This is a genomic window from Microcoleus sp. AS-A8 (genome assembly GCA_039962225.1).
GTDB lineage: Bacteria > Cyanobacteriota > Cyanobacteriia > Cyanobacteriales > Coleofasciculaceae > Allocoleopsis.
In genome coordinates, this window is the sequence record JAMPKV010000023.1 from 61,164 (window position 1) to 84,276 (window position 23,113).

General features: G+C 47.2%; 20 protein-coding genes and 1 tRNA gene. 14 read left to right on the forward strand and 7 right to left on the reverse strand.

Annotated elements, in window-relative coordinates; genetic code table 11:
• Positions 1-115: 115 nt before the first annotated feature.
• Positions 116-1,285 (reverse strand): cobalt-precorrin-5B (C(1))-methyltransferase CbiD, encoded by a 1,170-nt coding sequence (gene cbiD / locus NDI48_25805; protein ID MEP0834582.1) that lies wholly within the window; start codon positions 1,283-1,285, stop codon positions 116-118.
• A 309-nt stretch (positions 1,286-1,594) separates the two neighbouring features.
• Here cbiD and NDI48_25810 point away from each other — a divergent pair, with 309 nt between their 5' ends.
• Complete coding sequence (locus NDI48_25810; GenBank protein MEP0834583.1) at positions 1,595-3,109, forward strand: MFS transporter; 1,515 nt, start codon at positions 1,595-1,597, stop codon at positions 3,107-3,109.
• Positions 3,110-3,813: 704 nt separating this feature from the next.
• Here the strand turns inward: NDI48_25810 and NDI48_25815 are convergent.
• A complete protein-coding gene (locus NDI48_25815; GenBank protein ID MEP0834584.1) occupies positions 3,814-4,458 on the reverse strand; it encodes an SH3 domain-containing protein in 645 nt (214 codons plus the stop codon).
• 366 nt (positions 4,459-4,824) lie between these two features.
• Here NDI48_25815 and NDI48_25820 point away from each other — a divergent pair, with 366 nt between their 5' ends.
• Complete coding sequence (locus NDI48_25820; GenBank protein MEP0834585.1) at positions 4,825-5,157, forward strand: hypothetical protein; 333 nt, start codon at positions 4,825-4,827, stop codon at positions 5,155-5,157.
• A gap of 162 nt (positions 5,158-5,319) precedes the next feature.
• The gene (locus NDI48_25825; protein MEP0834586.1) at positions 5,320-5,634 is read left to right on the forward strand and encodes a hypothetical protein; all 315 of its coding nucleotides are present in this window, start codon (positions 5,320-5,322) and stop codon (positions 5,632-5,634) included.
• A 99-nt stretch (positions 5,635-5,733) separates the two neighbouring features.
• Here NDI48_25825 and trmFO read toward each other — a convergent pair whose 3' ends face one another.
• The 3 genes from trmFO to NDI48_25840 all read right to left on the reverse strand — a co-directional run bounded on the left by trmFO (position 5,734) and on the right by NDI48_25840 (position 9,722).
• Entirely contained in the window at positions 5,734-7,098 is a 1,365-nt protein-coding gene (trmFO, locus tag NDI48_25830) for an FADH(2)-oxidizing methylenetetrahydrofolate--tRNA-(uracil(54)-C(5))-methyltransferase TrmFO (GenBank protein MEP0834587.1), read from the reverse strand.
• Positions 7,099-7,200: 102 nt separating this feature from the next.
• A complete protein-coding gene (locus tag NDI48_25835) occupies positions 7,201-7,623 on the reverse strand; it encodes an FHA domain-containing protein (GenBank protein ID MEP0834588.1) in 423 nt (140 codons plus the stop codon).
• A 599-nt stretch (positions 7,624-8,222) separates the two neighbouring features.
• Positions 8,223-9,722 (reverse strand): site-2 protease family protein, encoded by a 1,500-nt coding sequence (locus NDI48_25840; protein ID MEP0834589.1) that lies wholly within the window; start codon positions 9,720-9,722, stop codon positions 8,223-8,225.
• A 117-nt stretch (positions 9,723-9,839) separates the two neighbouring features.
• Here NDI48_25840 and NDI48_25845 point away from each other — a divergent pair, with 117 nt between their 5' ends.
• A complete protein-coding gene (locus NDI48_25845) occupies positions 9,840-10,535 on the forward strand; it encodes an MBL fold metallo-hydrolase (protein MEP0834590.1) in 696 nt (231 codons plus the stop codon).
• A gap of 178 nt (positions 10,536-10,713) precedes the next feature.
• Here the strand turns inward: NDI48_25845 and NDI48_25850 are convergent, their stop codons facing one another.
• Entirely contained in the window at positions 10,714-11,952 is a 1,239-nt protein-coding gene (locus NDI48_25850) for a S41 family peptidase (protein MEP0834591.1), read from the reverse strand.
• Positions 11,953-12,397: 445 nt separating this feature from the next.
• Between NDI48_25850 and NDI48_25855 the strand changes: the two genes are divergently transcribed.
• The 4 genes from NDI48_25855 (at position 12,398) to NDI48_25870 (ending at position 15,748) form a co-directional block, all read left to right on the forward strand.
• Positions 12,398-13,066, forward strand: coding sequence for a cytochrome b6 (locus NDI48_25855; GenBank protein MEP0834592.1), 669 nt, complete (start codon positions 12,398-12,400; stop codon positions 13,064-13,066).
• A gap of 133 nt (positions 13,067-13,199) precedes the next feature.
• A complete protein-coding gene (gene petD / locus NDI48_25860; protein MEP0834593.1) occupies positions 13,200-13,682 on the forward strand; it encodes a cytochrome b6-f complex subunit IV in 483 nt (160 codons plus the stop codon).
• A 356-nt stretch (positions 13,683-14,038) separates the two neighbouring features.
• The gene (locus tag NDI48_25865; protein ID MEP0834594.1) at positions 14,039-15,199 is read left to right on the forward strand and encodes a glycosyltransferase family 4 protein; all 1,161 of its coding nucleotides are present in this window, start codon (positions 14,039-14,041) and stop codon (positions 15,197-15,199) included.
• A 168-nt stretch (positions 15,200-15,367) separates the two neighbouring features.
• Positions 15,368-15,748, forward strand: coding sequence for a hypothetical protein (locus NDI48_25870; GenBank protein MEP0834595.1), 381 nt, complete (start codon positions 15,368-15,370; stop codon positions 15,746-15,748).
• 56 nt (positions 15,749-15,804) lie between these two features.
• On the opposite strand, the gene NDI48_25875 is transcribed toward NDI48_25870, so the two are convergent.
• Positions 15,805-16,230 (reverse strand): hypothetical protein, encoded by a 426-nt coding sequence (locus NDI48_25875; protein MEP0834596.1) that lies wholly within the window; start codon positions 16,228-16,230, stop codon positions 15,805-15,807.
• A gap of 521 nt (positions 16,231-16,751) precedes the next feature.
• On the opposite strand from NDI48_25875, the gene NDI48_25880 reads away from it, so the two are divergent.
• The 6 genes from NDI48_25880 to NDI48_25905 all read left to right on the forward strand — a co-directional run bounded on the left by NDI48_25880 (position 16,752) and on the right by NDI48_25905 (position 22,976).
• The gene (locus tag NDI48_25880) at positions 16,752-17,096 is read left to right on the forward strand and encodes a hypothetical protein (GenBank protein MEP0834597.1); all 345 of its coding nucleotides are present in this window, start codon (positions 16,752-16,754) and stop codon (positions 17,094-17,096) included.
• 35 nt (positions 17,097-17,131) lie between these two features.
• Complete coding sequence (locus NDI48_25885) at positions 17,132-19,369, forward strand: pentapeptide repeat-containing protein (GenBank protein ID MEP0834598.1); 2,238 nt, start codon at positions 17,132-17,134, stop codon at positions 19,367-19,369.
• Positions 19,370-19,407: 38 nt separating this feature from the next.
• A complete protein-coding gene (locus NDI48_25890) occupies positions 19,408-19,878 on the forward strand; it encodes a hypothetical protein (GenBank protein ID MEP0834599.1) in 471 nt (156 codons plus the stop codon).
• Between the two features lie 91 nt (positions 19,879-19,969).
• Complete coding sequence (locus NDI48_25895; GenBank protein MEP0834600.1) at positions 19,970-21,163, forward strand: peptidoglycan DD-metalloendopeptidase family protein; 1,194 nt, start codon at positions 19,970-19,972, stop codon at positions 21,161-21,163.
• A 35-nt stretch (positions 21,164-21,198) separates the two neighbouring features.
• A tRNA-Arg gene (locus NDI48_25900) sits at positions 21,199-21,271 on the forward strand.
• Positions 21,272-21,494: 223 nt separating this feature from the next.
• On the forward strand, positions 21,495-22,976 hold the full coding sequence (locus NDI48_25905) for a hypothetical protein (GenBank protein MEP0834601.1): 1,482 nt from the start codon (positions 21,495-21,497) through the stop codon (positions 22,974-22,976).
• Positions 22,977-23,113: the final 137 nt, after the last annotated feature.

The following is a 23,113-nucleotide window of genomic DNA, read 5'->3' on the forward strand; positions in this document are numbered from 1 at the left end:
GTGCAACATTTCGCTGCCAAAGCCTTCCAATGAGCAGCGAACATCTATTGCGGTTAATAGATAGATTGAAACTAGAGAGTTTCTATCGTTTAAGTGTGTAGAGATTCATACAAAGTTAGCATAATTGCGACAATAACGCGGTACCTGTTTCGCTACAAACGATGATTTGGCGATCGCGATCAAACAAGACTGAACCGACACGAACGTCCTGTTCACTGTGTCGGCGGATATAGTCTTGGGAGCGAGCATCAATGGTAGAGGCAATTGAGCTGTAAACCTGCTCTACCCAATGGCTGCCACTGCTAGCATCCAATTCCCGCAGAGACTTCAGTGCCGCTTCCGCCGTGGTGCTGGCAAAAACCTCCTGTAACACTGATGTGGGTAGACCTAGCTTAGCGCAGTGAGCCGTGAGAATTTCTAGCCGCCCATCTGCTAGGTGATGGTGAGTGTGAAAAATCCCACCGGCGAGTTTAATCAGCTTGCCATGGTAGCCAAACAACAAAATTGCCGGAACTTGCTGCAATCCCGCTTCTACCAACATTGGCCCTAGCCAATTAGCCGTTTTCATCAGTTGTTCTGGATGAATACCCAACTGTCGCGCCAAATCCAGACCATTTTCCCCTACACAGAATACTAAAGTTGGGTCATGGGTAATGGGGAATGGCTTATTGGCCGATTGTGGCTTATTTCTGAGTTGACTAACTTTATCGTGTAATTCTTCACGGAATGCTTCTAATTGTCCAGGAGCACTTAGGGGTTGGGAAATGCCAGTCGTCCCTAGCAGGGAGAGTCCTTCGACAACGCCAAAGGCTGCATTCGAGGTGCGTTCAGCTAACTGACGCCCTTCCGGTAGGATAATTGTCACCTGAATTTTTTCCTCCGGTGCCAGTTGCCGCCTCAGATTTTCTTGGAATAATTGCTCGGCATAAGCGTAAATTGCCGCCTTTCCCCCGGCGTTTAATTGTCGTCCAATTCCCTCACCACCGACTAACCGTATCGGTTCGGTTTGCTCTACACTTCCCCATTCAACTAAAGCCCAAATTGGGGTATTGCGGGTAAGGTCAAGGTTATCACCCGGTTGGGAGCGTGTGACAGCTAGCACCATTGCTGCGCGAATCTCAGCCACTTGCTCAATCGGAATTTGTACCGTTTCGCAGGGATCAATTAAATCCACAAGTACTGTATTTAGGAGTTTCCCTTGACGTAACCGATGCAGTGCAGCAAGAGCAGCAGCACAAGCAAAAACTGGTAAGGTGTATCCAGCAAGAGGTGGGGAAGTTGTCATAAAAACAAGTAGAGCGATCGCTCCCAAACCGGGTTTGTATCAATTTCTAGAATTTTTTGGCGTACCCATCTCTAGAGAAAGTAGCCGACAATCTCAGGCTATCGGTTGAGCTGTGTGTTAAGCAATTTTTATAGAACACTAAATTAATTTACTTGTTTTAAAATCTTCTTGCTAAATATTGCCTTAGGTTGCAAAGTGTTGAGAAATAGATCTTTCCCCTGAACGATGCTTCCCTAGCAAAGCACCCCCTATCCTTCAAAAGGATTTCTTTTGTAAACGCCGAGAGCTTTAGCCGATCAATTACCCTGCATGGTTAGAAACACCGTCGATTGCACCCTAGAAGAGACAAGCCCCCTTCCAGCCATAGACGTTTCAGATCACAGAGCCTTATCAGAAGTCGTCCTTCCCACACCCTCTCTGGCGATTCCCAAGAAATCAGTTCGGACGACGCTCCGGGCATCAACCCTAGATGGAGTATTTGCTACGTTTTTTGGCAGCGTCACGACAGGTGTGCTGCTGACGAACTTTTTGTTGGAACTGGGTGCAACGAGTGTGGAAATTGGCTTACTCTCGTCAATTCCCATGTTTGTTAATTTGCTGCAACCCCTAGGAGCCTATCTGGGCGATCGCACAACGAGCCGTCACTGGTACAGTCTTTTTATTTTTGGCTCCTCGCGGTTGTTGTGGGTGATTCTGTTGGTATTAATGGCAGGCGTGAGTAATTCTCCAAGCGAACACCACCAACTTCTGATCTGGACATTAGGAGTTGTCTTTGTCACCCATATCCTGGGTTCACTCGGCAGTGCGTCTTGGTTCAGTTGGATGGCGGCATTGGTGCCTCGGCGGTTGCGGGGACGATATTTTGGGGTTCGTAATAGTGCCGCCAATTTGATGAATCTGATCTGCGTTCCCTTAATGGGATGGGGAGTGTCAACCTGGAAAGGTGGGGCGATTCAAGGTTACGGCATTGTTTTAGCTTTAGGCATTGTCGCCGGTCTGCTCAGTTTGGCTTTTCAGTGGTTCATGATTGATGTGAATCCCCAAGCCCCCACAGAGTCTAAAGGTGTCTCTCGTGGTGACTCCAATGAGCCAGCTTCTCGGTGGTTTAAGGATACGAACTTCTTGATGTTTCTGCTCTACTTCGGGACTTGGACGTTTGCGGTTAACCTCAGCACGCCGTTTTACTCCCTGTATATGTTGGATAATTTGCATCTGGATGTCAGCTTAGTCACGCTGTACAGCAGCTTAACGGCTGGCGCGAATCTGCTGATGCTGATGGTATGGGGGAAGTTGGCGGATCGGATTGGGAATCGACCTATTTTACTCTCGGTGGGGATTTTGGTGGCGGTGACGCCTATATTCTGGCTGGCGACGGGAGCTAACCCCGCTTCTGTGTGGATCGGGTTGCCCCTGATTCATGTGCTGCGGGGGAGTACTTGGGCGGCGATCGATCTGAGTATTCACAATATGCAGATGAGTGTGGCACCTTTACGCAATCAAGCCGGTTATTTTGCGATCGCTGCCGCTATTACTGGGGTGAGTGGAGCACTGGGAACCACGGCGGGAGGCTTTCTTGCTCAGCTACCGAATATCGGTGGCTTAGCTGGCTTATTTGCTCTTTCTGCGGTTTTACGACTGTTTGCCTTGTTGCCGTTGGTGTTTGTCCAGGAACATCGCTCTCAGCCGTTGATTGATGCATGGCGTGAAGTTCAGTTAGCGTTTGGCTTATCGTTCAATCGTTCTCGCAAGAATGACTTACTTTTAGGTTTTAGACCTCAAACTGTGCTGATGCAAGCTGTAGGATTAGCAAATCGCCTTAAATAGGTGAATATAGCGGATTTCCATAAGGTGATACCAATTCTCTGTAAAGATGCGCTTAATAAGTAGATACTCTGTGGAGTGTCAAGGGAGATCGCAAACAGCTTATCAGTACAGGCATATCGGGATTAGCGATCGCAAACAGCCTATCAGCACAGGCATATTGGGATTAGTGATCGCAAACAGCCTATCAGCACAAGCGTATTGGGATTAGCGCTCACCAACCACTGGTGCTGACAAAAGAACTTTTAGCTAACTCAGCTTATAACCAGTTGGCTGGTGAGGCTCTATTATTAAGCGCATCTTTACAGAGAATTGGTATTAGCGCAGCATCCCGTAAGGGTTATGGCTTAAACTAAAATTCTTCTCACCAACTCCCTCACCAATGCTCCAAGTGAGGGAGTGAGAATTGAAGTTCAGGACTTACGCATTTTCTGGGTTAATACACCATCTTCGTAGGGGCACGGCATTGCCGTGCCCCTACATGTAGCGGATAACGTAGCCAGTTGCGTAAGTCCTGGAAGCTGAACTAATGTATGATTCTGCGATGCTCGCGCAACATCCAATTACCCGCTAACTAGGTGGGCACAAATAAATGCACGTATGTCAACAAATGTTAAGAGCCTAAAACCCTCTTCCCTTCTGTCCTCACTCAAGCTCCGGTCTGCCTTGCCTCAACGACAAATATTAATGCCCACCTACTTAAGAGCTTACTGACAATAACCTAAATTGCTTTCTTCCTCTGTCAGCAACCCATTAGAAACCCAACCCCTAGTCGGTGAAGAAATTTCTACCCAGTTACGCACCTCATCTTTTTTCTCAGTTGTAGGATTAGCACTCAGAGTAACCCGTCCTAAATAAGGTACCCTACCCAGCCGAGCGGATGTGGTCGTGGGTTCTCGGCGAATCACCAAACCTTGCGGTGGTCGAGCAACTCGACGGCAAAGGTCTGCTGTTGAAGATGTTGAAGATGTTGCAGGGGTTTGGGTTGTGTCTGTAGTAGTGACTCCAGTACTGGCAGTACAAGGCTTCAGGTTGATAGCTTCTACATACCCTTCTACAGGAGCATTGATGCGAATAAAGCCCCTACGATTCACCCGATTCTCCGCTAACGTAACTTCTGCATTGGGAGATAGAAGTTGTAACGCCTCACTCGTCGTATTAGCCTCCCGGAAAATGGGTATTTGCAGTTTGGTCGCACGGCACTGTCCCGCTAGTGATGCTTGTGCCAATTTCACGCTTGCTTGAGAGGGTGTGATGTCACTGTGTGCGATCGCAGAAGTACTCATCCCAGTCGTTGCGATTGCTATTACCGCCAAAACAGGAACAGAGCGTCCTTGATACATTTTTTTCATATGATGTCAACTCCTGGGTGATAGATTTAATTTTGAGTCATAGCGTAAATCCTACAATTTCTACGTCTCAACTGAAACAGCAAACGTAGGATGTTTTAGGCGCAATAGCTACAGAGGTTTGCCACTGACTTTACCCTAGGTGCGCCGTAACGCACCGCTCTTCTAGATAGAGGATTAGAGTAGTCCGTTAGTAACGCACCCTACGAGTCTCCCTCTTCTCTTCTAGAGGGCAACGTCAGCCAAAATGCGATCGCTTTCACAATTTTCAGTTTTTACTAAATTTCACCGATTATCTAACCAAACTTTCCGGATACACCAACAAACCTCTGAAAGAAGAAAAATGAAAGGTTAGATGAAACAAGCTATATGCCTGACTATCAATGGAAGCTGACCATCGTAGAGCGTAACCTCTCGCTCTCTAATTGGATGAAGCTGATGCCAGAAGCACAAGAGCAAATGTTAGAAGAAGCTGACGAATTGATAGGGGACGTGCCTCTACTAGATAGTCAGCGGTTGCTTACATTGCTTGAAACACTCCAAGACCATACAAAAGAAGAAGTCCATCGCAAAATAAATCAGATTTTTAGCCATCAGTCAAGTCCCCAGCTCAGCCATCCATGGGAACTGAATCTCCAAAACAACCTCTCAGCCGATGTCCTACAGCTAGAATCATGGGCCTTCCTGAAATCCGTCAGTTAGGGCAGCCAAAAGAGGGCATCAAGCGCGATCGCTCCTTCAATCTGAGGAACTCCTGATACTGAAAGCGCTCTTTTTACAATTCCTTACAATTCCTTCACAAAAAAGAGCGCTTCATTGACAAGTTTTTCACATTCAGTCTCTACATTAGGAAAAGGTATCGGAATGTTATACGAGACAAGCAACATGCCTGACTATCAATGGAAGCTGACTATTGTAGAGCGCAACTTGTTGCTCTCTAATTGGGTGAAGCTGATTCCAGAAGCACAAGAGCAAATGTTATGGGAAGCTGACAGCTTAATAGAAAATGTGCCTCTACTAGATAGGCATCGGTTGCTGATATCTCTTGAAACGCTTCAAGAGCATACAGAATCCAATTTACAGCAACAAATTCAGCAAATTTTAAGGAATCGGTTAAGCTTCAATATTAGAGAATCACTCGAATTAAGTCTTCAGAATGCTAATTTATTGTTCATCTAAATTGGATATTTAATCGCTTCCTCAAACTGAAACTCCAGCGAACACCTCATTCCTTGTCGCCGGAGTTTTAGTGAGGAAGGTATTGGGGAAAGGTTAGATTTAGGCCGCTTCTTCCTGAATTCCCCTACTCCAGCAATCCAGATCAGCCAAAGCGCGATCGCGATACACCCCATATCGCTCTTGCTTATTCTTAATTCGCACCGACAACGGAGGCAAAATACCAAAATTCGGCGGCATCGGTTGGAAATGCTTGGGTGAAGCCGAACTAATGAACTCAATCAACGCACCCATCATCGTCGTTGCCGGAAGCATGACCGGTTCCAATCCCAACACCAACCGCGCCGCATTCGTCCCCGCTAACCAACCCCCAGCCGTCGCTGCGGTGTAGCCTTCTGTCCCCACCAATTGACCGGCTGCCAGTAACGTCGGGCGCTTCTTAAATTGCAGCGTCGGATGCAATAACTCAGGCGCATTCAGAAACGTGTTGCGGTGCATGACGCCCATCCGCACAAACTCGGCATTTTCCAAGCCCGGAATCAGCCGAAACACTCGTTTCTGCTCACTCCAGCGCAAATTCGTCTGGAATCCTACCATATTCCACAACTGACCTGCCTTATCTTCTTGCCGCAGTTGGATCACGGCATAAGGGCGATCGCGCTTTTGGCTTAAGTCTTCTTCTGTTTGCTCTTTAGTGCGTGGGTCGAATAGTCCCACTGGCTTCAAGGGGCCGTAGCGCATCGTCTCTTCCCCCCGACGTGCCATCTCTTCAATGGGCAGACAGCCTTCAAAGAATTTGGCTGTTTCTTGCTCAAAATCCTTCAATTCAGCCTTTTCGGCTGCACAAAGTTCCTGCCAGAAGTGGAGGTACTGTTCCTTGTTCATCGGACAGTTGAGATAAGCCGCTTCACCTTTGTCGTAGCGTGAGGCCATAAAGGCAATATCCCGGTTGATCGATTCCCCCACGACAATCGGCGATGCCGCATCAAAAAAGCTAAAGTATTCCATGCCTGTGAAGCGCTGCAAGTCTTCAGCCAAAGCAGGTGTTGTGAGGGGGCCACTCGTCAACACCACCACGCCCTCTGGGGGAATCTGCGGCACCTCTTCCCGACGTAACTCAATCAGAGGATGACTTGCCAAGGTTTCGGTCAATTCATGGCTAAAGACGGCCCGGTCTACCGCAAGCGCCCCGCCCGCCGGGACAGCATGTTCATCGGCTTTGCGGATAATCATTGAACCCAGGCGACGCAGTTCTTCGTGCAATAAACCAGAAGCGCGATCGCTCGACTGAGCACCAAAGGAATTACTGCACACCAACTCCGCTAATTCCCCTGTGTGATGGGCCGGACTTTGCCTCACGGGTCGCATCTCGTGCAGCACCACTGGCACACCAGCCTTGGCAATTTGCCACGCTGCTTCTGTACCTGCCAACCCACCGCCGATCACATGAATCACTTTTTCCACCATTATTCCTCCACAATTCCATCCTCCAAAGCTAGCCGGATTTTCTCATCACAAGCTGACTTCTACCTTGAGCTGTACCTTTGGTGCTACAAACTCCCAAGACGATTAATCTTCCGATTCCTCAATCATCGCAGGGTCGATTAAGGTCACATCCAACGGATCGATTGGCCCAGACTTACCTGTTTCTCGCTTGAGGCGATAATATTTGGCTGTTACTCTCGGATCAAACGTCACCACATCCTCATTTTCCAGATTGTGGGCTGGAACTTTGTGACTATTAATCAAGATTCCGTTAGAACTCAACTGACCTTTGAGGTCGCCATCCACAATCCGATAATAGTAGCTGCCATCCTCTCGCTGGCGTCGCACCAATGTGGCATGTCGGCGAGAAACAAAGAGTGAATATAGGCGAATATCGCAGTTGGGTGCTCTGCCGATTGAATACACCTCTCCTCCTAAGGGAAATTCTCGACGACCTTTGTCGTCTTGTACGATCAACCAGTGACCTTCGTGTGGTTCTGAAGGCACTATAGTCTCCTTGCTGAAACCGCTTGGAGGACTATTGAATGAGGATTGCTGAGATTTAGATGCTTTAGCTTCAGGCATGTTTCAGATATCCGTGGCTTTATTAGGCTGGGAAAAGAAATGTAACGTAAGTTTTAGTAAGTTTGAGTTTATTTATATAGAAGAAATTCGATGAACTCACTAATGTAAACCATGAAGTGTGACCAACATAGAGCAATCGTTGCCGCTCGGAGATTAAGGTCGTGATGATGGTAGATAACGTTCAGCGTGGTATTCACATCCGATGATTCCCATCGTCCGACCAGTTGCCAAGGGTTTATCAGCCGCCTTTAAGGTGAACGCGAAAGTCCCTCCTCTCTACTGGCAACAGTGCCTAACAGGGCAAGGGCAGGGCGAATGAAACTGGAAACTAGGGTTTTGCTTTTTGAGGCTCAGGCTTCAACGAAGTAAGGCTGAGTTCTTCACAAGCGGATAATCCCAGAATCGTTGTTATCCAGTGTAACTAGAGAGTCATTTGATTGGGAAATGACCCTGCCAGCATGGCTGGGCTTGACTATCTATCGGGTTTTTTTGACCGCACATGAGCGATCAACCCTTACCGCTTAAAGATTTAACAGTTCAGTGAGCGTAGCCGGTGGTAAAATAATACCCGCTAAAATCACTAAAGCGATCAAGCCCAAAAAATCACGCCAATTGTCCAGTTCAGAGACATCGTTAAGAGCGGGTTCATCAGCTACGGGCAGGAGTAGCAGGATAATCCCCCAGACCAGTAAATCAGGTTCAAGCATAGCTCTGACCAAGACTAGCAGTCGGACAACCTGACCAATCGCGATACCCGTTCTCTGCCCAAACATGGCATGGACAATATGACCGCCATCCAGTTGTCCGACAGGCATTAAATTAAAGGCTGTTACGACCAAACCAATGTAGCCGGCGACAGCCACCGGATGAAGATTGATGGCCATTTTAGGAGCCAAGGCGCTGCCTAATGCCCACTTACTCAGCACGGTTAGCAACAAGGAAAATCGAGGATTAAGGGATTGAAAATTTAACCACCCAGAGGAGTCAGAGAGAGGAACGACTTCAGAGTGGGCAAGTCCCCACATCAGCAGAGGTATCGTCACGAAAAAGCCAGCCAAAGGGCCAGCAATCCCAATATCAAATAAGGCTTTACGATGGGGAACCGGCGATCGCATCTGAATAAACGCCCCGAAAGTTCCTGGTACAAAGGGCAAGGGGATAAAGTAGGGCAATGTGGCGCGTACTTTATAGAACCTTGCTGCCATGTAGTGAGCTAGTTCATGGATACTCAAAATCGCCATTAGGGCTACAGCATAAGGTAACCCTCTGAGTAAAACGGCTGGGTCAACTTGCGACTGTTCAACTGTCACTCCGGCAATCTCAGCTCCAACGACGGTCGTTGTCACCAATGTAATTAATAGCAGTGCCAAAGCAAACCAGGGTCGCGTGAGGGATTCCGTTTCCCGTCCTGTTTTTGGCCGAGCTTGAGGATTAGGAACCAGTGCAAAAAACGGCTTACCGTTGAAGCTTTCTTGAAAGATCACAAAAAAGCGATCGCCAAATTCTGCCTCTATATTTCCCCGTACCGTCTGGTAAGCCGACTCTGGGTTCGTTCGCAGCTTTCCGCGACACAAAACCGCTTGAGGTCGGTACTCCACATTTTGAAGATAGTAAACTCCCCAAGGAAAACAATTTCTCAGTTCAGTTTCTTCTTGTTTTGTGATAGGGCGTAACGTTGACGGCTCACTGGTTGATGGTATCGTCTGTTGGGTGATTGAAATTTGAGGTTTATTCGTGTCAACCTCCTGATTCACAGGCGGCTTAGGAACTTGGCGTCCCCACTGAATCAGCAGCCAGTACAACAGTGGGCAAAGAACAAATGGGCCGACCATCAGGATCAGTGGCGGTGGAGTGTTCTTTCCATAGACCAGCATCCAGGTACTCCAAATCAGGACGGGTGTCATGAGCACCAGCCACAATAGCCATACTGGCGTCCGGGTCAGGTCAGCAACACTTCGCTGGATAGTGATGTAAGTGAAAAGACCCAGACTCAGTAAAATTAGGAGCAACCAGAGTTCCATGATGTAAAGATCACAATTGGTGTAAAAGAACGATCTTCGAGAAGGTCAACACCGTTCGTTAACTACTACAGGCATACAAGCATTGTGCAACCCGATTCCCCGCAACAGGGCAACTTTATTCCTCCTCAAAGCTCACCATCCAACCGACTACCCACTGCACTCAAAGCACCACGTCCTATCATTGATACCATTTTTGCATTTGGACCCAATCGAGATACCTTGGGTGGCACGGCCTATCTTATTGTAGAAAATGCAGGTAACCTCCTGATTGATTGTCCCGCCTGGAATGAAACTAATGAGCAATTCTTACGGGAGAAAGGGGGAGTATCGTTACTGTTTTTGACCCATAGAGGTGGCATTGGCAAAGCGCGGAACATTCAGGAGGCGACAGGCTGCCAAATCCTGATGCAAGAACAAGAAGCCTATTTACTGCCAGAACTGAATGTAACATCATTTCAGTACGAGTTGACCCTCAGTCCCAATTGTTCAGCCCTTTGGACGCCCGGTCACTCTCCGGGTTCGGCTTGTTTGTACTACACATTGGCTGGCGGTGTTCTGTTTTCGGGACGTCATTTGTTGCCTAACCAGCAAGGGGAACCCGTGCCTCTACGTACCTCGAAGACGTTTCACTGGCCTCGTCAACTTCAGAGTGTCAAGTCTTTAATTGAGCGCTTCACTCCTGAAACGTTGAATTATATCTGCCCTGGTGCCAATACTGGGGGGTTACGGGGTAAAGGTGCGATCGCTCAGGCGTACAAGCCTTTGGCTCAGCTAGATCTAGGGGCTTTGCTTAACGCTCAACCACTTTTATGAGTCGATAGGCACTGCGTTGATTAAAAATAGGAGTTCAGAAGTTGGGATTTTCAGCAATTCACACAGAATAACAGAGCAATTTTAGAGCGTTTAAGCATTAACACGGGTTCAGGCGATCGCCCTTGGTGGTGCCCTTTGGGCAATCGCCTTCGCGTTGATCGCCTTAGCTTGTGAGAAGCTAACTTTTAACAGCCTCAGCCACCACGGATTGACTCGTTAACAACTTGACGGCGACTTGATATTGCTCGTCTGCTGCCGTTCCCACCTGATTCAGGGTAATGGGATCTAAAGATACCTCTAGATCGGGCTGGATACCCAATTTATGGATATCTCGGTGCTTGGGTGTCTCATATTTAGCAACGGTTACGGCGAGTCCGGAGCCATCTGTTAAGTCAAATAACGATTGAATTAAGCCTTTGCCAAAGGTCTTTTCTCCGACTAACTTGGCTCTACCATTATCCTGCAAGGCTCCAGCCAGAATCTCGCTGGCACTGGCTGTCCCCTGATTGACTAAAACAACCAATGGGTCTTCTGTGAGCGCAGGGCCATAGGCTTCAAAGCTACCGAGTGTTCCTTGCCGATTGACGGTATAGACCACAGTCCCTTGATCTAACCAGAACCGAGCAATCTCGATCCCGGCCTGTAGAAGTCCTCCAGGATTATTCCGCAGGTCAAGAATGTAACCCTGTGCACCTTGCTCCTCTAGTTGAGCGATCGCATGTGCTAATTCAGATGGGGCGTTAGCACTGAACTGGGTCAAGCGAATGTAACCAATCGGAGTATTATTTTGGCTGGAATCGAGTACGGCATAGACGGGATTGAGGGCAATGCGATCGCGCACTAGATTAATAGACTTGGGTTCTCCGTCCTTTCCTTGAATTTTCAGGGTAACCTTCGTCCCAGTTGCTCCACGCATCTTGGAGGCGGCTTCATCTAAGGTGAGTTGAGAGGTGAGCATCCCATCAATTTCGAGGATGCGATCGCGGGGCTGAATTCCGGCTTGTTCTGCTGGAGAACCTGCAATTGGTGCCACCACAGCCAACTCCCCCGTCTCCGGATCAAGAGCAATCTGTAACCCCACACCCGATAGCTCTCCAGAGGTATTCACCTGCAAACTCCGATATTGATTGGGTGTCAAAAACCGGGTGAAGGGGTCTTCCAGACTTTCCAGCATGTTCTTGATGGCTGAATAGGTTCCCTCACGGTTATCCAACCGCTTTTGTAGTACCTTTTCCCGTAGTTGCCACCAATTCTGATGGTTAAACGTGTCATCGATATAGGATTGACTGACAATGCGCCACGCTTGCGAAAAGAGCTTTTGCTCCTCTGTAAAAGCTAAGGCGGGTGGTGTCCACCAGGCAGAAAGGGTGATTTGAAACAGCAGTAAGAGTCCGACCCAAAAAGCTCGTTTGTGCATGACCAATAGTTTGACTTCAGGCTTTGATTCTTTAACTTCTTAGTGTGGCAGAGCCTTAGAGAATAGGGTGGCTTGAAATACACTTTTTCCTCAAGGCTGTTTATGTTGGCACCTTAACAAGCCCTTGCAGTGGTTCAATAGCGCTTACACATCCCTTTATAGATCCAAAGAAATAGAATTTCCCTCGTCACTCTCCCATTTCCTCACTCTCCCATTTCCTCACTCTCTCATTTCCTCACTCTCCCATTTCCCCATTCCCCTACTCTCATCTCCGACCCCACTCCCCACTTCCCACTCCGGTTCCTCTCTTCCATGCTAGGAGAGCAACTGCCAGCCCCTAAAGGAGGGAGTCAGTGGTAGGATTAAGAAAGTACACATAACTTTGTGTACCAATAATTAAGAGGGATTTCTCATCCCACAATATCCTTTTAGGAATTCTGGCTTCATGTTCTCTAAGCAAATAACCGACTCGAAAGCCTATCAGTGGTTTGAGGAGCGTCTAGAAATCCAAGCACTCGCCGAAGACGTTACCTCCAAGTATGTACCTCCGCACGTTAATATCTTTTACTGTCTTGGTGGGATTACCCTCACTTGCTTCATCATCCAGTTTGCCACTGGATTTGCAATGACCTTTTACTATCGGCCAACTGTCACAGAAGCTTTTGCCTCTGTGCAGTATTTAATGACTGAAGTAAACTTCGGCTGGCTGATCCGCTCCGTCCACCGCTGGTCTGCCAGCATGATGGTGCTGATGATGCTTCTGCACGTCTTCCGCGTTTACCTCACGGGTGGCTTTAAAAAGCCTCGCGAACTCACCTGGGTGACGGGTGTGATTCTAGCAGTGATTACCGTTTCCTTCGGTGTTACCGGTTATTCGCTGCCTTGGGATCAAGTTGGTTACTGGGCTGTCAAGATTGTTTCTGGTGTTCCCGAAGCGATTCCCTTCGTTGGCCCTTTACTCGTCGAACTACTTCGCGGTGGTGCCAGTGTTGGACAAGGGACTCTCACTCGCTACTACAGCGCACACACCTTTGTGTTGCCCTGGCTGATTGCGGTGTTCATGCTGCTACACTTCATCATGATTCGCAAGCAGGGGATTTCCGGTCCGTTGTAAAGCGAACCCTTGGCAGTTAGCGCGAAGCCGAAGGTCATCGGTTCTAGCTCACTTCAAAAACACAATAGAATCAAGCTAGAGGCTAACCACTTTCTGACTGCCGATCTTAATTGATAAGGAGAAAAGTCGAACAATGGCAACCATTAAAAAGCCGGATCTTAACGATCCAAAGCTGCGCGAGAAACTGGCCAAAGGGATGGGTCATAACTATTATGGCGAACCCGCTTGGCCTAATGACCTCCTCTATATCTTCCCCGTAGTGATTATGGGAAGCATTGCCCTGTGCATTGGTTTGGCTGTTCTTGACCCCGCTATGGTCGGTGAACCAGCGAACCCCTTTGCTACACCGTTAGAAATCCTGCCGGAATGGTATCTCTTCCCAGTGTTCCAAATCCTGCGAACCATTCCGAACAAACTGGTGGGAATCTCCTTAATGGCTGGGATTCCTTTAGGTCTCATCCTCGTTCCATTTATCGAAAACGTTAATAAGTTCCAAAATCCCTTCCGACGTCCAGTGGCAACGGCGGTGTTCTTGTTTGGCACCCTCGTCACCATGTGGTTGGGTATTGGTGCGACCTTCCCAATCGATAAGTCTCTCACCCTCGGTCTATTTTAAGACTTGAATTATTTTGCCTTGACGCCTGTTAGTGTCTTAGCCGTGCTAATGTACTGCCCAAAGACACTAGCAGGCGTTAATTTTTTTGCATACGTCCAATTCCCCATACAACAGGGAAAGTATTAGTAAGCGTCTCCACATCGAACTTGCAATATTGTTGGTGTTAAAACTCTTGTGGCCTGGGAATCCTGCCCATCCGTGAAGGCAAGTTACAGGGGGAAGAACTCAGATCTCTTCGCGACGCCCCCGACAAGTCGAGACAACCGTTGCCAGAATGGAAGAAACTGTCTGGCAATCGACACCAAGATCTAAATTCAGTTATAAAATTGAGCGATCTATCAAACTTTGCTCACAGAATGGACGGCAAAGGCAAAGCTGACCATGTATTTATTTTTCTAGAGGTTTTTAATTGTGAAGGGGGCATTCAGTCCTACGTAAAAGATGTTTTGCAGGCTTATTGCTCAGTGTCGCTTCAGACCCGTCGGCGAACGACGGCTGAAGTTTTTTTGCTTAGAGATGACCCTAAATGTCACAATCCTTTCGCTCATGACACGTTTAAATTCCATTACCTGAAAACGAAGAATCCTCGGCTAGGACGGTTACGGCTGGCAGTAGGAATGTGGAACTGTTTATGGTTACGCCGCCCCAGCCACGTTTTCTGCGGTCATATCAAGCTGGCACCGCTAACTCAATGGTTGTGTCAGCGTTGGGGAGTTCCTTACACTGTTTTGACGTATGGAAAAGAGGTTTGGTATCGATTATCTGATCGCGAACGTCAGGCTCTAGTTAGCGCTGCCGGAATTTGGACGATTAGCCGCTACAGTCGCGATCGCCTTTGTTCAGCTAATGAGTTGAACCCTGAGAATGTGCAGATTTTGCCTTGTGTGGTGGATGGGGATCGGTTTACCCCTGGCCCCAAATCACCCGCGTTAGTTGCACGGTATGGTTTGGCGGATGCTAAAGTGCTGATGACGGTGGCACGGCTTTGGCCGACCGATTTGTATAAAGGTGTTGATGTTACGATTCGAGCACTTCCTGCGATCGCAACCGCTTTCCCCAACGTTAAATATCTCGTCATTGGTCGAGGCGATGATCGACCCCGATTAGAACAGCTCGCTCAAGATTTGGGTGTTGGCGATCGCGTTGTTTTTGCCGGGTTCGTCCCGACCTCCGATCTGGTGGAACACTACCGCCTCACGGATGCCTACATCATGCCTTCCCAAGAAGGCTTTGGCATTGTTTACTTAGAGGCAATGGCTTGTGGTAAACCCGTGCTTGCGGGTGATGCCGATGGTTCCACAGACCCCTTACAGGACGGACACATCGGCTGGCACGTTCCGCACCGAGACCCAGAAGCCATTGCTGCCGCTTGTATGGAAATTCTCACAGGAGACGATCAGCGTTGTAACGGTCAGTGGTTGCGAGAGCAGTGCCTTACCCGATTTGGTAAAGATACGCTCACGGCGCAGTTAACGCTGCTGCTCCAGCCTACGGCAAATTCCTCTACTTCGAGCTGAATTCATCCGTTCTGTTCCAGACTTAATGATTTACAAATGCAAAGAGGCAGTAGCTCGTGCTTAGTGGCCGTCACTTCAACCGAACTTGCACACACACACACTCAGGTCAAGACTAATCTGAACTAGGATGGAGATATCTCATACCGTGCTGCATTCTTAAAGACTATCGTGAACCAAGACACCTCGAAACTATTACAGTTCAACCTATCGGGTTTGGGCTGTTGGCTCCCTCTCCTGGCGACGGCTTTGTTGCTAGGATCGGTTGGCTTGGGTTGGGTCGTCAACGGTTTTTTGATTCTGGTTGGTTTAGTCATCATCTCCCCAGCGATTGGGTGGCTAGCATTTCGCTGGTGGTTGAAACGCAATTTAGTCGAAGACAAATGTCCTGTCTGTAGTTATGAGTTCACCGGATTTAATAAAACCGATTGTAGTTGTCCCAACTGTGGCGAACCGTTGAAAGTTGAACAAGGGCACTTCAATCGCCTGACGATTCCCGGTACGATTGATGTCGAAGCCGTAGAAGTCTCGGTTCAGCGACTAGAAGATTAGTTGGAGATAGAGGATGGAGAACTATTTCCTCCTCTTGCTCTTCTCTCCTTCTAGGGTCATGGCTTTTGAGTTAGGGATAGGGTGTAGGGATTTTGGCCTCCAGCCATATCGCCGACATAGATAGAGTAGGTGCCTTTCTCCCAATATCCTGGGGATTGAATATTGCCCCCAGACAAACTGTCCGCCGGGACGCAGGACGTACCACTTGGCCCTTTAATCAAGAGTGTTGGCTGACCCGAACTTTGCACGTTAATGCGTAGATAATTGAAATTACCGTTCAACGTGAGGACATGGTTCGGTTTTGCGGCAATCCGGCCACAGCTTTGGCTTGCTGTTGAGCCGCCTGAGGTGCCGTTGACGACTAGCGGATCGGGTTGAAATCCTGGCGAGATCTGAATCGGTTGAGTGCGAGCTAAACCAGCACTGCTCAAAAGCATTGCCAAGGCAGTGGGAACAACCATCCAATGTTTCAAGGTTCTCATGGAATTTAAACCGCTGAATACCCCGTGCCCACAGTGAGGACGGGAGGAAGCGGGGCGGGATGTGCCACTTCCTAGGAATAAGACTAGGATGCTTAGAGGTTGTAGAGGAGCCGATGGGTTAAGAACGTTCTAGACCGGAAATTTGGGTAATACACTCTCCTGAGTCAACACTGACGCCATAGAATCAATCATTGACAAGCTCTGTCAAGGGCATCGTTGACGATGTCGTTCTTTAGATCGTTTCTTTTATTTTCTTATTCTGAGTGTCCTAAATTCTTTGACACTTAGGCGCGTCGTTTGTTCCTGTTTGCCAACTGTCACTCTCGGTACACAGTACTACTTTATATATCCCTCTACTTGTCGGATGTGTCGCAACGCACTCTACACCTATCCATCATTTCGACTCCAGTATCGAATTTTATCTGGCTGTCGCAAGCTACAATCACACCAGACACTCTCCTCGTTGTGTAGTCGGTTGATTTTAATTGCCCTTATCGTCGCAGCTAGCCGTCAATCCCCCCATGAATCCTCAAGAAAATCGAGATTACGAGCGTAGACTTCAGGAACTCGAAGCCGAACTTAACAAAGACAAACCTCTTTCATCAGGAGAAATACCTTTCAGGCAGCCGCTTGAGCGCTATATCAATCGCTCTCAAATTGAATCCATTCGTAATCGAGTAGTCAATTGGTTTGACATCCTGCCCAAGCCCGCTAAAGTAGCGGTTGTGGCGATCGCCGCCATTGTAGGTGTTTCGCTTTTTTTGAGCGTACTTCGACTCGTTGCTTCGCTAATCAGTCTTGCCATTCTCGGAGTAATACTGTACTTGGTGTATAAGTTCTTCGTGACACCCCAGTCTCCTAAATAACGACAAATTCTGTCCTCATGGCGTGAGGTTTAAGCATGGCTAGCCCTAGCATAAAAAGAAGTAAAAATCAAGAGGTTGGCCGCTCACTTCCGCTGCGATTTCGTTGGGCTTTGCCACTGGTGACGCGGCGTTGTGCGGCTGTTGTGGTTGAAGTGTCGCTGGTGGCGGCGAGTGCCCTGATCCCTTATGGCATAGGTTGGTATGCCAAAGAGCATTCAACGGCAGAACCCGTTCCTCTCAACCCAATGCTGGCATCTACACAGGAGGCGATCGCCAAAACTCTCGCCTACCCCTTGCGCGAACAACTGACACAACCGGTTGCCCCCTTAACCAACTTATTCTGGTGCGGGGCGTTAGTTATCCCGGTTGTGGTGACAGGCTGGCAAGTCTATCTGTTGGGAAAAACAGGTAAAACCACTCCTAAGCGTTGGTTTGGGGTACAGGTTGTTACCGCCTACGGTGCGCCTCCAGGGATGATCCGCGCTATTTGGCGCGAAGCCGTGGGACGCTGGGGATTACCGATCTCGATGGCTTATCTGCTCTGGCGCTATACAGGAGCCTTTCCCGATGTCGGGATTTTGCTCGGACTCGCAGGATTCATGCTCTTGGCAGAGAGTAGTTGTTACCTGTTTAACGCTCGACGCCGCACTCTGCACGACCAATTGGCTGGAACCTATGTCTTGGATGGTCGCCAGAATTTCTCATCCTACCCGAATTTGTTTGAAACTGGGCAATCACTAGGGCATAACCCTACTGTCACACTGGAGATGGAAGACGGTTTACCATTCCCAGATGAAGTAACAGAACCGAGGCAACGACCCACCCGCACCGTCACAACGATTGTTCTGACTTCCCAGACGCCGAAGCGAGAACCCCTGAATCTGTGGCTGTGGATGCGCCGACATCCAGGTTTTACTCTGCTGCTGATTGCGTTTGCCAGTATGGCGTCTATTTTGGGAACCTTTGTCGGGACTCAAATTTATATTCAAAGTCAGGCTAATCGACGAGAGTTCAAAAAACAGGACAATCAAGTGTTTCTGGAACTCGTGAAGCAATTAAGCTCGACTCCTGGCAAGGCGATAGAAGAACGACAAGGAGTCATCCTGGCACTGGCAAGGCTGGATGATGCCCGTGCCGTTCCTTTTCTGGTGGATTTGCTGGCTCAGGAAAAAACCCCCAGCTCGATTGACGCAATCCAACAAGCTTTGGTGAGTAAGGGGCCGGAAGCGTTAGCGCCTCTGCAACGGTTGAATCAAGCACTGCAAAATGACCAGGAGATGCTACGGCGTCGAGGTACAGCCGAATATCAGCAGTTGGTTGCGTTGCGACAACGGGCGACGAAAAGAGCGATCGCCAAAATTGTCACCATCTACACCGGTCAACTCCCCGAAACAGAACTCAGCCGCACTGATCTCAGTCAGGTGAAAACTGGCTCTGCCCAATTTACCCTGGTGCTGGACAACCTCATCCTGTCTGGGATCAACTTTCGCTCAGCCAATTTGACCAACGCCAGTTTACGCAATAGCATCTTCTACGGGCCGGGTGAAGATGAACGCTTTGGTACCTTTGATGATTGGATTGCAGACTTGAGTGGTGCGGATCTCAGAGATGCCGAGTTAACAGGTTCCAATTTGACCAACGCTGTGTTAAATGGCACTAATTTGATGCGGGCTACACTCAACCGGGCCAAGTTATCCAACAGCCGACTCATAGGGGCAAACCTCAGCAGTGCTAAACTGATTAGTGGCGATTTGCGTCAGGTTGTCTTAGAAAATGCTAGCCTAACGGGCGCTGACTTAGGAGAAGCCAAATTAGCGCGTGCCAATCTGCATGGTGCCCGTCTGGGAAAGGTTAAAGCGGTGAGAAGTGATTTCACGTTTGCCAATTTGTCTCAATCGAACTGGCAAGGTGCCAATATGGCGGGGGCAAATTTGAGCAGCGCGAACCTCCAAGAAGCTGACTTAAGTTCCACTAAACTGATTGGGGTGGATCTGAGGAATGCCAAGTTGCAAAATGCCAAGCTCCAGAACTCCGATCTGAGTAATGCCGACTTGCGGGGAGCCAATCTCGCCGGAGCCGATTTACAGGGAACCGATTTTGTCACCACACCCCCGGTTCGGTCGAATCAATTTCTGGCAAAGCCAGCGATCGCGGCTTCATCAGCCCGCATCAAGGGGGTTAATTTTGCCGAAGTGAAAAATTTAGATGGTGAGCAACTTAAATTTATTTGTAGCAACGGTGGGCGGCATCCGCAATGTCCGAATGATAAGTAGATATTTGAACTGAACAATAAAAATCAAAATTAAACAGAATGGATGCTCAATTAACCAATAGTGAAATTAATCATTATCGAGAAATTTTAAAGGGGGATGACTCTGCTCAAAAGGCGTTGACGACCCTAGAACAATACGACGGCAGGTTTTACGATTCCTTTGATGAGTTATGGAGTCAAGTGAGTGGGCAAACCAAATCCTATGAGTTGGCACGCTTGCGGCAGGCGATGCTGAAGCAAGTGCGTGAGCAACTGTGCGAGAATGATCACTTTGGCACGGCGCTCCAAGAATACAGCGATGATCCAGGAAGTACAGCGTTGTTCGCCCGGTTAATGGTCTCCTTGGAAGAGTTGGCAACCGCACAGGAATTTCCGTTTGATCCTGCGATTGCCACGATGGTTGTCTTTTATATTGTCAAAATCGGACTCAATATCTTTTGCGAATATACGGAAACCTCTGCTAAACCCCCAACGGATGACCCACAATCGCGACGGATACCGCACGATTGAATCGGGCTAACCTTCAAGATTTTCTCAACCCCCTGATGATTAATGTTTGTGTAGGGGCTGGTTTTGTGCCTGCCCTGTCAACGATGAGCTGATGAGCCGACAACAACTAGGAACAAGGAAAAATTTTGGCGTTTACCTCATCGCCTTTTGCCTGCTCATCTGGCTGCTTGCTGTAGCAACACCCGTGAGTGCCGACCCTTCTGCCAGTCCCGCATCTGTCGATACCCTAGAACAGATGCGCCAAAGCATCGATCAGCAGCGATCGCAACTGAAAAAAGAACGCGATCGCCTCTCGCAGATTGAACAAGCGGTTCAAAGCCAACTTACTGGCATTCAACAGAACATTCAGGCTACTGATAACGCTTACCAAGATTATGCCGCTCAAATCGAACTCGCCAACAAGCGTCTGAGAGGGGTGCAAGAGGAATTAGCGCTCGCGGAAGGACGCTATTACCAAAAACAGGCTGCGATTATTGCTCGACTACGCTTCCTGCAACGCCAACGGCGCACAGGTTTTGGCTGGGATATCTTGCTCAAAAGCCAAAACCTTAATGAATTTTTGGATCGCCGTCGTCACGTCAAATTACTTTATCAAGCGGATCGGAAAATCTTAGTTAGTTTCAAAACCGAAGCCAATCGGATTAATCAGCAAAAAATACAAGTTGAGACACAGAAAAACCAAATTGCCCTGTTAACTCAGCAACTGTTAGCCCAAAAGGCGCAGTACCAAGCCCAACTGGTGGCGCAGCAGCAGCTCATGGAACGGCTCAAAACCGACAAGCAAGCCTTAGAATCGGCTCAAGCGCACTTAGCGATCGATTCTAGAAATATTGGTGTCCTGATTCGCCGGGAAGTTGCCGCCTCGAACAAGGCAACGTTTCCCCACACTGGCGTTTTTAGCAATGGTTCGCTGATGTTCCCCAGTGACGCCGAGATTACTAGCGGCTTTGGTTGGCGGCGTCATCCCATTCTCGGTCAAGACCGCTTCCATGGGGGTATTGACTTTGGTGCCAGCTATGGCAGCACCATTCGAGCGGCAGAAGGCGGTAAAGTGATTTTTGCGGGTTGGTACGGTGGCTACGGTAATACGGTGATTATCAACCATGGCGGTGGGATTAGTACTCTCTACGCTCACACCAGTAAGCTGTATGTGAGTCAAGGAAAAATCGTACAGCCCGGAGAAGCGATCGCGGAGGTAGGCTCTACAGGATTATCCACTGGCCCTCATCTCCATTTTGAAGTGCGTCAAGATGGCGAACCCGTCGATCCGATGGCTTACCTCTAGTCTTAGTCCCGTGATATGCTATTGTGAGGAAGTAAGGGCATGTAGCTCAGTGGATAGAGCATCAGATTCCGGTTCTGAGGGCCGGGGGTTCAAATCCCTCCATGCTCGTAAGGTTAAACTCAATAGAATCCTTGGTTAATCAGGGTTTCAAGCCATCAGTCTCTAACTGTCACATTACTAATTGTGGCAGTTTTTGAGTATTTCTACTGTTTTTTCTGACTAAAGTAAACTATTAAAATCATAGTTTTAGTTGATTGAAATCACACTAGCGCTATTAGTAGCGATTAGCTTAGAAAAAACGAGTATGAATGCTTAGAAACATTAAAGTCTAATGGCTAGAAAAGAAGACCTTAAACCAATAGCTCTTACTGGAAAACGGGTTGGTCAAGAAGTTGATGCAAATGAAGAAGGACTAACTCATGAACTTTGTAGAGAATTGAATTTGTGCTGTCCTGAATGTTATCAATTTGTTCATTTAAGGCAATCAGATAAGATTACGAGTTACTTTGCTCACTATGATGTAGAAGATAAAAGCTGTAAATACAGAGAAGACTCATCTAGCAGTAGCACAGAAGACCATACAGCAACTAGCGATAGCAAAGGTCAAGATTTGGGGAAAATACAGGAACAATTTGAAAATATATTTTATTGGTTTTATGAAGAAATACATTCTTTTTACTCTTTAAATTTAGAAAATATTGCTATTTTAGGCTTAGAAGATATTACTAACAAATGTCAACAACATCTTAAATGCATTAAAGATCTAATTTTCATTAAATTAATAAACAAGCAAGGAAAACTTGAAGAAACTAGAAACAATAATCATAAAATTTATCTGACAGTACTGAAAGTTTTATCTATTGATATGAATAAGCATTTATTGAGGAAGCTTATTAAGTCTATAATTGGTATTACTCATTCAAATATCACTGAAACTATAAAATGCACACAAGATGCCACAGCTTCAATCAACGAAATATTAATTAATGATCTAAATAGGTTTATTGAAAGCAGCGTTCATAATATTATTGAAGTTATTACTAATATTGATTGGACAACCCAAAAAAATATTATTGCTAATGATCGAATTGGTTATTATATACCTTTTTATAGTAAAGAAACAGAAAAATATAAATGTGATGAAAATTCAAATATAAAAAATTCAAAATTTAACTTCCCTGAATCTAAGGAACTTTTAGAAATTAACGCACTGGCATCGTTAAAAAAACAAAATATTTTTCCTTTTAATTTGACGGCTGAGAGCATTAAACTCAGTAAGGAGGCAAGATTAGTAGAAAAATATCCTTATAGTCTTGTTACGGATATGGGATATGTTTTTGAAGTTCAAAAAGATGGGACAGTTATTTCTGTAGTCCAATTAGACTTTGAAACAGGATTAAGCATTCAGCTTCCTGCTAAAGCTTCGGTAGCCACTAAGAAAATATTTCGATTAGTTGAAGATTTTTTTTTACTTGAGGGTGATAGATTATATAATGCTTTACTTAATCAGATTCTCTACACAACAAATAATAACTGGATTATTCTTTGTTTAGGTCTAAAAGCCTTAAGTCAGGTTAAGGTTGAGGTTGATAAACTTTCTATTTTTATTGAAAAAGATTGGCTGTCATTTGTAAAGCAAGTAATCAATGATATTGATTGGCCTACTCTGAGTACAGAAGACAGAACAGTATTAATAAGGAAGTTAAAGAAACAATTATCTCAGGAATTGCCTCTTCTCGGAGTCCACGTACCAACCTTAGAGAAGACTGTGAATTCTACATTCAAAAATCTAGGATATCACGAATACAATTGATTATTTTTCATATTAATCCCCTTCTGTTTTTGTGTTCTAATTCGTATGACGGTGAAATGACTATTAACGGAAAGGCAATTTTACATCTGCATAAGAAGAGCTGTTGTGAGATATAGATAGGGGAAATTCCCCATATC